The organism is Psychrobacter sp. H29, assembly GCF_059073055.1.
Genome location: NZ_JCACRY010000001.1, coordinates 945,321 through 958,667, shown reverse-complemented (window position 1 = coordinate 958,667; position 13,347 = coordinate 945,321). Strand labels below are relative to the sequence as shown.

General features: G+C 44.2%; 10 protein-coding genes. 3 read left to right on the top strand and 7 right to left on the bottom strand.

The genetic code is table 11. The features are described 5' to 3' along the window. The first annotated feature begins 30 nt into the window (after nt 1–30). Nucleotides 31–4,056, top strand: a complete 4,026-nt coding sequence (locus AC5JP1_RS03830; protein ID WP_493843195.1) for a beta strand repeat-containing protein — start codon at nt 31–33, stop codon at nt 4,054–4,056. Between the two features lie 408 nt (nt 4,057–4,464). Here the strand turns inward: AC5JP1_RS03830 and AC5JP1_RS03825 are convergent, their stop codons facing one another. From AC5JP1_RS03825 to pqqA, 6 genes are all read right to left on the bottom strand, one after another. Further along, nucleotides 4,465–5,517, bottom strand: coding sequence for a dipeptidase (locus AC5JP1_RS03825; RefSeq protein WP_493843194.1), 1,053 nt, complete (start codon nt 5,515–5,517; stop codon nt 4,465–4,467). A gap of 2 nt (nt 5,518–5,519) precedes the next feature. After that, entirely contained in the window at nt 5,520–6,701 is a 1,182-nt protein-coding gene (gene pqqE, locus AC5JP1_RS03820; protein ID WP_493843193.1) for a pyrroloquinoline quinone biosynthesis protein PqqE, read from the bottom strand. Beyond that, the gene (gene pqqD / locus AC5JP1_RS03815) at nt 6,698–6,994 is read right to left on the bottom strand and encodes a pyrroloquinoline quinone biosynthesis peptide chaperone PqqD (RefSeq protein ID WP_238038351.1); all 297 of its coding nucleotides are present in this window, start codon (nt 6,992–6,994) and stop codon (nt 6,698–6,700) included. Before pqqD ends, pqqE begins: the two co-directional genes overlap by 4 nt. Continuing rightward, on the bottom strand, nt 6,991–7,749 hold the full coding sequence (pqqC, locus tag AC5JP1_RS03810) for a pyrroloquinoline-quinone synthase PqqC (protein WP_493843192.1): 759 nt from the start codon (nt 7,747–7,749) through the stop codon (nt 6,991–6,993). Before pqqC ends, pqqD begins: the two co-directional genes overlap by 4 nt. Before the next feature lie 42 nt (nt 7,750–7,791). Beyond that, nucleotides 7,792–8,703: a pyrroloquinoline quinone biosynthesis protein PqqB gene (pqqB, locus tag AC5JP1_RS03805; RefSeq protein ID WP_493843191.1), complete on the bottom strand. Its 912-nt coding sequence runs from the start codon at nt 8,701–8,703 to the stop codon at nt 7,792–7,794. Nucleotides 8,704–8,782: 79 nt separating this feature from the next. Further along, nucleotides 8,783–8,857, bottom strand: a complete 75-nt coding sequence (gene pqqA / locus AC5JP1_RS03800; RefSeq protein ID WP_075107140.1) for a pyrroloquinoline quinone precursor peptide PqqA — start codon at nt 8,855–8,857, stop codon at nt 8,783–8,785. 245 nt (nt 8,858–9,102) lie between these two features. On the opposite strand from pqqA, the gene AC5JP1_RS03795 reads away from it, so the two are divergent. Both AC5JP1_RS03795 and AC5JP1_RS03790 read left to right on the top strand, forming a co-directional pair. After that, nucleotides 9,103–9,966: a LysR substrate-binding domain-containing protein gene (locus tag AC5JP1_RS03795; protein ID WP_493843190.1), complete on the top strand. Its 864-nt coding sequence runs from the start codon at nt 9,103–9,105 to the stop codon at nt 9,964–9,966. A gap of 532 nt (nt 9,967–10,498) precedes the next feature. Then, on the top strand, nt 10,499–11,923 hold the full coding sequence (locus tag AC5JP1_RS03790; RefSeq protein ID WP_493843189.1) for an aspartate ammonia-lyase: 1,425 nt from the start codon (nt 10,499–10,501) through the stop codon (nt 11,921–11,923). Nucleotides 11,924–12,125: 202 nt separating this feature from the next. On the opposite strand, the gene AC5JP1_RS03785 is transcribed toward AC5JP1_RS03790, so the two are convergent. Beyond that, nucleotides 12,126–12,947: an alpha/beta fold hydrolase gene (locus AC5JP1_RS03785; protein ID WP_493843188.1), complete on the bottom strand. Its 822-nt coding sequence runs from the start codon at nt 12,945–12,947 to the stop codon at nt 12,126–12,128. Between the last annotated feature and the right edge of the window lie 400 nt (nt 12,948–13,347).

Below are 13,347 nucleotides of genomic sequence, written 5' to 3'. Positions count from 1 at the left end.
TTTAATTAAATTATTCAGAGAGGAAATATTATGCAAACCAACTTTCAGCGCAAGCTTTTGGCTATAGCAATTACCACCGCGACAGGTGCATTGTTTGTATCACCAGTTATGGCAGCTGGTACTCCGGGCGTAGTACAATGTGGAGCAGGTGGAGCGGAGACAGTAAACTGTGCTACCAGTTCTACTTTAAACTCGGATTTAATTATTGCAAATGGTAGCAATGGTGGTTCTCTATCGGTAGCAGGTCCAGCTACAATAACAGGTACAACGACGACAAACGGTATTACTAACACTGGTAATATAAGTACAGGTACCATTACTACGACTGGTACGACGACGACCAACGGCATTACAAATACTGGCAATATTACAAATACTGGCAATATTGGCACTAATACCCTCAATGCGACTGGTCAAACGACTACAAATGGTGTTACCAACGCAGGTCTTTTAACCAACAATGGTGCAAGTCAACTAAATGGTACGCTAGGTGTTACAGGTCAAACAACGACAAGCGGTATTGCCAACACAGGTAATATTACAAATACTGGTAATATTGGCACTAATACCCTTAATGCGACTGGTCAAACGACCACAAATGGCGTCACCAACACAGGTCTTTTAACTAACAATGGTGCAAGTCAACTAAATGGTACGCTAGGCGTTACAGGTCAAACGACGACAAACGGTATTGCCAACACAGGTAATATTACAAATACTGGTAATATTGGCACTAATACCCTTAATGCGACTGGTCAAACGACCACAAGTGGTGTCACCAACACAGGTCTTTTAACCAATAATGGTGCAACAGATCTAAATGGTATACTAGCAGTTCAAGACGCGACTACTTTAGAGAGCACACTAGACGTTACTGGTCAAACGACCACAAATGGTGTCACCAACACAGGTCTTTTAACCAATAATGGTGCAACGGATCTAAATGGTACACTAGCAGTTCAAAATGCGACTACTTTAGAGAGCACACTAGATGTTGCCGGTCAATCTAGTACTAATGGTTTAGACAATACCGGTCTTTTGGCTAACACAGGCAACTTAACTAACTCAGGCACCCTGACCAACACAGGCGCAACAACCTTAGAAGATACATTGAGCGTAGCTGGTCAATCTAGTACTAATGGTTTAGACAATACCGGTCTTTTGGCTAACACCGGCAACTTAACTAACTCAGGCACCCTGACCAACACAGGCGCAACAACCTTAGAAGATACATTGAGCGTAGCCGGTCAATCTAGTACTAATGGTTTAGACAATACCGGTCTTTTGGCTAACACAGGCAACTTAACTAACTCAGGCACCCTGACCAACACAGGCGCAACAACCTTAGAAGATACATTGAGCGTAGCCGGTCAATCTAGTACTAATGGTTTAGACAATACCGGTCTTTTGGCTAACACCGGCAACTTGACTAACTCAGGCACCCTGACCAACACAGGCGCGACTACCTTAGAAGATACATTGAGCGTAGCCGGTCAATCTAGTACTAATGGTTTAGACAATACCGGTCTTTTGGCTAACACAGGCAACTTAACTAACTCAGGCACCCTGACCAACACAGGCGCAACAACCTTAGAAGATACATTGAGCGTAGCCGGTCAATCTAGTACTAATGGTTTAGATAATACCGGTCTTTTGGCTAACACAGGCAACTTAACTAACTCAGGCACCCTGACCAACACAGGCGCAACAACCTTAGAAGATACATTGAGCGTAGCCGGTCAATCTAGTACTAATGGTTTAGACAATACCGGTCTTTTGGCTAACACAGGCAACTTAACTAACTCAGGCACCCTGACCAACACAGGCGCAACAACCTTAGAAGATACATTGAGCGTAGCCGGTCAATCTAGTACTAATGGTTTAGACAATACCGGTCTTTTGGCTAACACAGGCAACTTGACTAACTCAGGCACCCTGACCAACACAGGCGCGACTACCTTAGAAGATACATTGAGCGTAGCCGGTCAATCTAGTACTAATGGTTTAGACAATACCGGTCTTTTGGCTAACACAGGCAACTTGACTAACTCAGGTACCCTGACCAACACAGGCGCAACAACCTTAGAAGATACATTGAGCGTAGCTGGTCAATCTAGTACTAATGGTTTAGACAATACCGGTCTTTTGGCTAACACAGGCAACTTAACTAACTCAGGCACCCTGACCAACACAGGCGCAACAACCTTAGAAGATACATTGAGCGTAGCCGGTCAATCTAGTACTAATGGTTTAGACAATACCGGTCTTTTGGCTAACACCGGCAACTTAACTAACTCAGGCACCCTGACTAACACAGGCGCAACAACCTTAGAAGATACATTGAGCGTAGCCGGTCAATCTAGTACTAATGGTTTAGACAATACCGGTCTTTTGGCTAACACAGGCAACTTAACTAACTCAGGCACCCTGACCAACACAGGCGCAACAACCTTAGAAGATACATTGAGCGTAGCCGGTCAATCTAGTACTAATGGTTTAGACAATACCGGTCTTTTGGCTAACACAGGCAACTTAACTAACTCAGGCACCCTGACCAACACAGGCGCAACAACCTTAGAAGATACATTGAGCGTAGCCGGTCAATCTAGTACTAATGGTTTAGACAATACCGGTCTTTTGGCTAACACAGGCAACTTAACTAACTCAGGCACCCTGACCAACACAGGCGCAACAACCTTAGAAGATACATTGAGCGTAGCCGGTCAATCTAGTACTAATGGTTTAGACAATACCGGTCTTTTGGCTAACACAGGCAACTTGACTAACTCAGGCACCCTGACCAACACAGGCGCGACTACCTTAGAAGATACATTGAGCGTAGCCGGTCAATCTAGTACTAATGGTTTAGACAATACCGGTCTTTTGGCTAACACAGGCAACTTGACTAACTCAGGTACCCTGACCAACACAGGCGCAACAACCTTAGAAGATACATTGAGCGTAGCTGGTCAATCTAGTACTAATGGTTTAGACAATACCGGTCTTTTGGCTAACACAGGCAACTTAACTAACTCAGGCACCCTGACCAACACAGGCGCAACAACCTTAGAAGATACATTGAGCGTAGCCGGTCAATCTAGTACTAATGGTTTAGACAATACCGGTCTTTTGGCTAACACAGGCAACTTGACTAACTCAGGCACCCTGACCAACACAGGCGCAACAACATTAGAAGATACATTGAGCGTAGCCGGTCAATCTAGTACTAATGGTTTAGACAATACCGGTGCTATCAGTACGGACAGTTTGACTACGGCCAACCTGACAGCAACAGGTACCATCACTACAAATGGTCTTGACAATACAGGTCTTTTGGCTAACGATGGTGACATTACCAACACAGGCACACTAACGAATACTGGCGCAGCTACACTAGGGAATACATTAAGTGTTGCCGGTCAAGCAACTACAAATGGTATTGCTAACACAGGCGCTATCAATACGGATAGTCTGACTACTACCAACTTGACAGCAACAGGTACCACGACTACTAATGGTATTGTTAATACTGGTGACATCAGTACTACAGGTAATTTATCAGTAGCAGGTAGTGTGACTGCTAATGAATTGGTTCTAACAAATACTTTTAGACCTGATGACATTAGTACACAAACGCTAGAAGTGTCGGAGTCACTTATTGCTAGTAGAGGTGCTACAGTTAGTATGGGCAATAATGTTGTAAGGAATGTAGCAGCGGGCGAAGTCTCTGCGTCATCAACCGACGCTGTGAACGGTGGTCAATTATTCCAAAGTCAAGCTGCAGCATTTGGCTATACAGATCGTGAGATTAACTCATTAGAAGATCGTCAAAACAAAGGGTTAGCCTCATCATTAGCATTTGCTGGTCTTAAATATTCAACTGTACCAGGTAAGTTCAGTGTTGGTTTAGCAGGTGGCACCTGGTCGGGTGAAACTGGTTACGCGCTAGGCGTTAACTACACAACAGTAGATGGTAAATTTGGGTTCAATAGTGCTTTCGGCGGCAACAGCGATGAACAAGGTGGTAATTTAGGGGTTTCTTTCCTTATTAATTAATAGTTATTTCCATTGATTAGAGCTAGCATAGAGCTTAGCAATTAATTATGTAAAATACATAATGACGGTTAAGCTTAATTGGAGTGTGCTATTTTACTTCAAAGACTGAGTTCTACAATTTGTAGGACTCAGTCTTTTTCATTCGTGTAGATACTAACCATCAAGTGCCGCCTACTTTGTTCTGATAGCCATTATTTCATCTTAGATATGTACTAGTTTTTACAAGTAGTCAATGATAGGCTTCTAGGGAATTGATGCTTATAGATAGACTCCCTTTATGGCTGTCTTAAAAACGTTTTAGATAACAATATTGAGTGTTTTTACATCGCTCTTAACTATATTACTATTTACTGAAAAATATTTGCTATCTAGTCCTACTGCTACCTTTTTTCGTAAAACTCATCTAGCTTACTCCTTCCATATCTTATCTAACACAGCAAACCAGTTCTTTGACGTGATTTTTTCAATAAGCGCATCAGAGAAGTGCCGCTGCTGCATCCGCTCAATCAGTTTGGCGATTTGACTGATATCAGACAATTCATCCGGCAATAGACAACCATCAAAATCAGAGCCAAAGCCAACGTGATCTTCGCCCAAATGGTCAATCAAGTAAGCAAGATGATCGACAATGACATCAAGGGAGGTCTGCGTATCTCGCTGCCCATCCGCACGCAAAAAAGCCACATCGAAGTTCACCCCAACTAGACCACCATTTTGTTTAATGGCAGCCAACTGTCGATCAGTCAGGTTTCTTGCTTGCGGACATAATGCGTGCGCATTGGAGTGGGTTGCGACAATCGGCTGATTCGCAATCTCTAACGTATCCCAAAACGCGCGCTCATTCATATGGGACACGTCAATCAGCATATGCTTATCACGGCATGCCAAAATAAGTTCTTTGCCTTCACGGGTTAGACCAGAGCCTGTATTTGGCGAGTGCGGAAAAGACGCATTTAAACCATCACCGAATAGGCTTTTCCTATTCCACAGTGGGCCAATACTTCTGAGTCCTGCCTCATAAAATACATCCAGCAAGTCAGGCTCAATAGCCAAAAACTCAGCGCCTTCAAGATGCAAAACAATGGCCAGTTGCTGGTTCTGCTGACAGGCTTGAATTTGTGCAACAGACGTACAGATTTGAATCTGACCGTCTGATCGTGCTTGTAATTGCTGGGCAAGTTCTAGTTGCGCACAGCAAATATCAACGATTTCTTGCGCAGTGAAGTCTGAGTTTGATGGGTTGGATAACTTATCAGGATGGTTGTTTTTCACATAAGCGTAGGGCGGCAAAAAGATAGAAAACAAGCCGCCCATCCATCCTGCTTGTCGACAACGATCTAGATCCAAATGTCCCGGTAGTGTGCCATAAATAAAATCATGCACAGGATCATCAGCCGAGCTTAGCCAAAGGCGGGTTAGTAGATCATTATGACCATCAAAAATTATAGGCTGGTTATTCATCATTAATCCGTGACCGTACGCGTGGGAATCAGTTGCTCTTGACTCGTTTGTGTTTCATTGGCTTTTCTGCCACTTAGCTGCTTAGAGTTTTTAGGGTTCCTAAAGCGCAGCTCTTCAAACGGAGTTGGCGTCTCGCTATTAACACGTGCTTCTTCGATCAGGTAGTGATATGGCGATTTGCCGCATACAGGATCGGCGTTTTTGGCATCGCCCGTCAGCATAAACGCTTGGCAACGGCAGCCGCCATAATCGCGCTCTTTATCGGGGCAGCTTTGGCACATGTCAGGCATCCATTCATCACCGCGATACTGATTGAAGCTGTCTGAGTCATACCAGATTTCTTTTAATGGCGTTTGCCTGATATTGGGAAAGGACATGGGTAGCTGTCTAGCAGCATGACAAGGTAAGGCGATGCCATCAGGTGCCACAGTCAAGAAAATCTTGCCCCAGCCATCCATACAAGGTTTTGGCCGCTCTTCGTAGTAATCAGGCACCACAAAAATCAGTTTGCATTTGATACCGCGCTCTTCAATTTTTTTACGGTATTCATTAGTGATGCGCTCGGCTCTGACTACTTGTTCTTTGGTCGGCAATAGGCCTTCGATGTTTTCAAATGCCCAACCATAAAACTGACAGATAGCTAATTCAACCGTATCGGCCTCTAACTCTAAACACAGCTCAATAATCTGGTCGATCTGATCGATGTTTTGCCGATGAATCACAAAGTTAAGCACCATCGGATAGTCGTACTGCTTGACCAGACGTGACATCTCATACTTTTGCTCAAAAGCATGTTTGGAACCTGCTAGGGCATTGTTTACTGATGGATCACTGGCTTGGAAGCTGATCTGAATATGCTGTAGGCCGGCTTCTTTTAGGCTCGCGATTCTAGCCTCAGTCAGTCCCATACCTGAAGTGATGAGATTGGTATAAAAACCTTTCTGATGCGCATAAGCGACCATTTCTTCCAAGTCTTGACGCACCAGTGGCTCACCGCCAGAAAACCCAAGCTGCACCGCGCCCATTTGCCGCGCCTGATCAAACACATCAAACCACTCCGCTGTCGTCAGCTCGTCTTTATACTGAGCATAATCAATGGGGTTGGAGCAATACGGGCATTGTAAGGGGCAGCGATAGGTCAACTCAGCGAGTAACCATAGCGGCAGTCCGACGGGTGCAGTCATACTAAATCAATCCAATGTTCGCGCTGAGCAACCAGCATATATTCAATGATATCTTGCTCGATTTCAGGGACATCGCCAAACATCGCTTTCACTTTTTGAATAATATCAGCAACCGATGCGGTGCCATCAATATGCTGTCCAATGATACTGGCACTGTCGTTGAGTGTGATCATCCCTTCAGGGTAGAGCAAGACATACGCGTCTTGCGCTGGCTCAAACTGGAAGCGATAGCCATGACGCCATGTAGGAACCAACGATTGATCCAGCTCAGGTAAACTAGCGGGTATACTCATTTGAACAATCCTTTATGCCAGACATGGTCAGTGGTGACGCTTTGATAAGGCGCTTGGTCATGCACATAGGCGAGACTCAAGGCATCCAATATCGTCCACAAAATATCGAGTTTAAATTGTAATATCTCAAGCATGCGTTCTTGTTCTTCGGCCGTCTTGAACGAATCAAGGGTAATGGTCAGGCCATGCTCAACATCACGGCGAGCTTGACTCAAACGCGAGCGAAAATAGGTATAGCCTTCTTCTTTAATCCAAGGGTAGTGTTTGGGCCAAGACTCTAGACGCGACTGATGAATCTGCGGCGCAAACAGCTCGGTCAATGAGCTGCTCGCCGCCTCACGCCATGACGTGCGGCGGGCAAAATTCACATAAGCATCAACAGCAAAACGCACACCGGGCAAAACCAACTCTTCCGAAATCACTTGCTCACGCGTCAGTCCAACCGCTTCTGCCAGACCAAGCCACGCTTCACGGCCGCCACCATCAGGATAAACGCCATCTTGATCAATCATGCGCTGGATCCACTCTTGACGCACGCGCTGATCGGGACAGTTTGCCATAATCGCCGCGTCTTTTAGTGGGATATTGATTTGGTAATAAAATCGATTGGCGACCCACGCTTGGATTTGCTGCTGCGTCGCGCGCCCTTCATGCATCATGATATGAAAAGGATGGTGAATATGATAATACTGACCTTTTGCCATAATCGCTTGTTCAAACGCTTCTGGGCTGAGTGCTGCGGTTTGTTCTTGCATTATTTTTACCTTGCGATTGCTGTCTTTGTCTTACCGTTTGTCTTAAAGCTCTATCTGCATACCATCAAAGGCCACTTCAACACCATACTGTTTTAATGTCGCTGCTTGTTCAGATTGCTCATTTAATATCGGGTTGGTATTGTTGATATGAATGAGAACCTTACGAGCATTGTCGAGCTGATCTAAATAATGCAGCGAGCCGTTATCACCGCTAATATGCAAATGACCCATATCTTGGCCCGTTTTCGTACCAACGCCGCGTTCTTGCATCTCGTTGTCTGTCCATAGCGTACCGTCAATCATCACGCAATCAGACGCTTTCATGATTTGCATCACTTCATCATCAATTTTGCCCAAGCCTGGCGCATAGAACAGCTGCTTTTGTGTTTTTAAATCTTTTACAATCAGTGCGATATTGTCGCCATCATGAGGGTCGTTGCGATGCGGCGAGTATGGCGGTGCTGAGCTTCTAATGACTAAAGGCGTTAGTTCTAAATTGCTGTAACCGTCAATTTGAAAGCTTTGTTTCGGGTCGATTTGATTGTATTGTAGACCGCCATTCCAATGCTTTAACATGTTAAACAGCGGAAACCCTGTGCTGAGGTCTTCATGTACCATGTCGGTACACCAAACAGAGATGGGACAGCCTTCACGTAGTGTTAATAGACCCGTGGTATGGTCAAGCTGACTGTCCATCAATACCACATCGGTGATGCCTGTGTCTCTTAAATGACGGGCTGGCTGAGCCGCTTTAAAGTCAAATAGCTGCTGGCGAATATCAGGGGATGCGTTAAATAAAATCCAGTCAACGCCATTTTCTGATATGGCAATTGAGGACTGGGTACGGGTCTGTGCGTCGATGGTTCCTTGGCGTACACCGTGGCAGTTTTCGCAGTTACAGTTCCACTGCGGAAAGCCGCCGCCCGCTGCTGAGCCTAAAACGTGAATATACATAGATCAATATTTCCAAATTGCTAAAAAAGTAAAAGCCCTAATCATCTAGGGCTTTTAATGTATTCAGGTTTATGAGTTTTTAGCGTGCTTCAAAATACATAGTGATTTCGAAACCGATACGGATGTCTTGAAAAGCTGGTTTAGTCCACTGCATGAGGTTACTCCGAAACGATCTTACATGTGATAGGTAAGATTAATAAAGTGAGTTTTCAATGGTAGTATAAGCCAACCCTTGCTGTCAATTTGTTAGATGTTAATGAAGCGTTAGCTTATACTACTTAACGAAGTATTCATTTATACGCTAACTTCAATTGCTATTGCCTTTGTACAGAAGTGATAATAGCCGTAGAGCCTAAAAAAAGTCTGAAGCAAATATCAACACTATATGCGGTGACACCAATGATAAGAGAGCTTAAAACCTTTGTTGCAGTTTGCGAATTGGACAGTTTTGCAGCGGCTGCTCGGCACATCAATCTTACCCAGTCCGCTGTGAGTGCGCAGATAAAAAGTCTGGAGGATACGCTGGGTTTGGCGCTCTTTATTCGCTCTGCTCGTGCTGTCACGCTTAATCCGCAAGGGGCACGGGTACTACCAATCGCTAAAGAGATATTGCAGCTCTATGCAACCATGCAGTCGCCTTCAGACACAGATATTGCCAGCTATTATGGTCAACTTAGAATTGGTGCTATCAACTCAGTTCAAGTCGGTATTTTGCCAGAGGCGCTAAAAGCCATTACGATATTGGCGCCGCTGATGCAAACTGAGATCATCCCAGGGCGTTCTATAGAGTTGTTTGAAAAACTGGCAGTTGGGAGTATCGACGCTGCCATTACGATACAGCCGGCGTTTACCTTGCCCAAAGACATCGTTACTCAGTCTATTATGACTGAGCCTTATGTACTGATCACACCAAAAAAATGGCCTTTTCATAGCCTAAAACAAACCTTTGAGCAACATCCTTTTATTCATTACAGCTTGCAGTCTTCTTCTGGGGCAAAATTGAGCAAGTTTTTTAAGCAGCAAGACATCAAGGTAAACACCATTATGGAGATCAATGATCTCGATGCAATTGTCAGAATGGTTGAGTCTGGTTTGGGTGTGGCGCTGATTCCATATGCTGGGCTGTGGATCAGGAGTACGGCACCAGTCCAGATTCATCATTTGGGTGATAATAGTCTGGCTCGAGAGGTGGTGCTTGCCTACCGTTACGTAGACCGTCAGCAGCCACAAATTATTGCCTTAAAGCAAGTATTGGGTCTGTGATAACCAGTTTTTTATATCTAGTCTCGTGCCAGTCGTTGTCTGTATGGTCATCCTCCCTACAGCGTTTCTTTATCCGCTATGCTCAAATCATAAAACGCTTATTCTTATAAGTAAGAGCGTCTAAAAACTCTTTTCCTATTTATTGTGTGCCTCGTATTTTCCAAGCTTTATTCTTCCAAGAAATCTCTTAAAGCAGTTTTAAATAACATTGTTCTCTTCGTAGGACAATCTTATTTGCTACCTATGTCAATAAGCACCAAAATTTTTGGGGCTGAGAGCAGAATGTTTACGTTTTTCTTGTTGCCTCTTCTCCGTTACGATGGCTCTGTTTTATGTGGTTGAGAGCAGTTGTTGATTGGTTCTAGATCTAACGGTTATAGCGCATGGCGCTGAGTATACTCATGTTCGTCTAGTCCTTTGTGCTTAGCAACTGCTATCAATGAGCTGTCAAATGATCAGCATATAACAATCATATTGCCACTTTTATATTGCCACCTTTTCTATTTGATTAACTTATAAGAAGAACGAATATATGAACCATACTGAACGTCTAAGTAATGACCAAACACCCACCCGTATTGAAAAAGACCTACTTGGCAAGCAAGCTGTGCCAGCGACTGCCTTGTATGGTATTCAAACGCAGCGAGCGTATCAGAACTTTAATATCACAGGAGTTTCAATCAGTCATTTTCCTGAGTTGATTAGAGCGCTGGCTATGGTTAAGTCAGCGGCTGCCAAAGCCAATCACCGTTATGACTTGCTCAGTGATGCTAAGCTTAGCGCTATCACCGATGCATGCACAGACATCATCGATGGTAAGTACCATGAGCAGTTCATTGTTGATTTGATACAAGGCGGGGCAGGCACGTCCACAAACATGAATGCCAATGAAGTGATTGCTAACATTGGACTTGCAAAAATGGGGCTGAAGTACGGTCAATATGAGTACCTACATCCCAATAATGATGTCAATCGCTCGCAGTCTACTAACGACGTCTATCCTAGTGCTGCGCGTTTGGCTATTGTATTTGCAGCAGCGCCTCTAAAGGATACGATCATTAATCTACAGGGCAGTTTAATGGATAAGGCAGAGGCGTTCAGTGGTGTTCTAAAGATGGGGCGTACGCAATTACAAGATGCTGTGCCGATGACATTGGGTCAAGAGTTCCGTGCCTTTGCCAGTGATATCGGTAGCGAAATCGCACAAATCGAACAGGCTTGCCTGCAGCTGTGTGAGCTGAATTTAGGAGGCACCGCTATTGGAACGGGTATCAATGCACCAAAGGGTTATGCTGCGGTAGCGATTGATGAGTTGGCTGCGATCAGCGATCTACCTGTAAAGACAGCTGAAGACCTCATTACAGCGAGTGCGGATATGGGTGCGTTTGTGGCGTTTTCTGGTACGCTCAAACGCTTGTCTATCAAGTTATCTAAGTTGAGCAATGATTTGCGATTGCTATCGAGTGGACCGCGTACAGGATTTGGAGAGATTAATCTACCAGCCATGCAGCCTGGCTCATCCATTATGCCAGGTAAAGTTAATCCTGTGATCCCTGAGGCCATGAACCAAGCGGTATTTCAGGTGATGGGGACAGATATGACGATCACTATGGCCGCAGAAGCAGGTCAGTTGCAGTTAAATGCAATGGAGCCGCTAATCGTTTATAACCTCCTCAACAACACACGTATATTGGAAAAATCGATTCGTATGTTGGATGAGCGCTGTATTCAAGGAATTACGGCAAATGAAACGCGCTGCGCACAGCATGTCGAAAACAGTATCGGTATTGTCACCGCACTAGTGCCGCATATTGGCTATGAAAATGCCAGTCGTATTGCAGGACATGCATTGCTGAGTGGTTCAGGTGTGGCGGAATTGGTCAAACAAGAAAAACTACTCAGTGATGAGGCGTTAGCCGCTATTTTATCGCCTGATACTATGGTGAGTAGCCTATAAAACAGACAATATCGATAATAGGTAATATCAGTAAAAGACCGTATTGATAACGGTTTTCTAACGATAAAAAGCAATGCCGAAAATAGCCATATCGGAAACAGTAAGCTATATAACAGAGCGCTGTATCAAATAGTATAATGTCATTACTATTTGGTACAGCGCTCTGTCGGGTAGGGTAGTATATTTATTTACCGCTCATACGTTAGCCAAGGAATTGAATAACGTGTTCACCAATCTCAGTTGGTTTTTCATCAATCAGCCAATGACCAACGTCATTGATCCAGATGAGCTGAGCATTTGGAATGGCCTTTTCTAATTTTGGCGCATATTTTGGCTTTTGGAAAGGGTCTTGATCACCCCACAGTATCAAGGTCTGATGAGGTAGATTGCGCAGCTCGTCAGTAATGGCCTGAGTATATTCTTTGTTTAACCGTCTCAGATTGCGGAAAAACGCCTGCTTACCGTCTTCAGTTGACCAAGGCTTAACGTAAGTCTCAATCAGCTCATCAGTCATGACGTTTTTGTCTTCTACGCCTTTTGGCATAAAACCATGCATCATGCTAACAAAGTCCTCTAAACTCATGTCTGATTCAGCGCCAGGCTCTTGTAGCGGCTCAAAATCTGGGATAGGCCACGAATCAAAACAGATGCTATCGATCAATACAAGCTTGCGAACTTTTTCTGGATAGCTGAGTGCTATCAGTTGAGCAACACCTCCACCAATATCATGCCCAATAACATCCGCTTGACGCGCACCTAGCGCATCCATGAGCTTTACCACCATGCTGCTTTGAGCATTGATAGATACGTCAGCACGTTTTGGCTTCGCAGATTTGCCGTAATTGAGAAGGTCAGGGGCGATGACACGATGTGTTTTGGCAAGCTGTGGAATGATATTGCGCCACATAAGGCTGTTGGTTGGAATACCATGTAGCAAGATAACTGGACTACCAGAACCTTGCTCCAAAAATGAAATTTCATGCCCATCAATATATGTACTGTTTCTTGTTATATTAGTGCTCATACCATTCTCCTAAAGATGAATATCAGTAATCGTGGTTTTGTAAAGTGATTATTCAGGAAGTGTATGGTCTTATCTCACTATCATTCTCTATGCTCGATCAACTGTTCCATCTCAATAGAACACCAAACCCATCAGTCTTGCCAAACAGTAATATTGCTGAAATAACAAGAGCGTGAGGTGGCAAAAATATAGGACAGCATGATTTTATCAAGAGCTACCTTGTTGACGTAAGACAAACCAACCTGACGAAATCCATAATACATTAATGCTAAAAATATTATGGCCTTCGCCGTTATGGGTTTGTACGTCAACCGTTATTGATTTGTTGAACGATCAATCAAGTTGCCTCAAGATAGAAACATTGAGGCGACTTGCAGTATCACATGATGCGCTTTAGCAT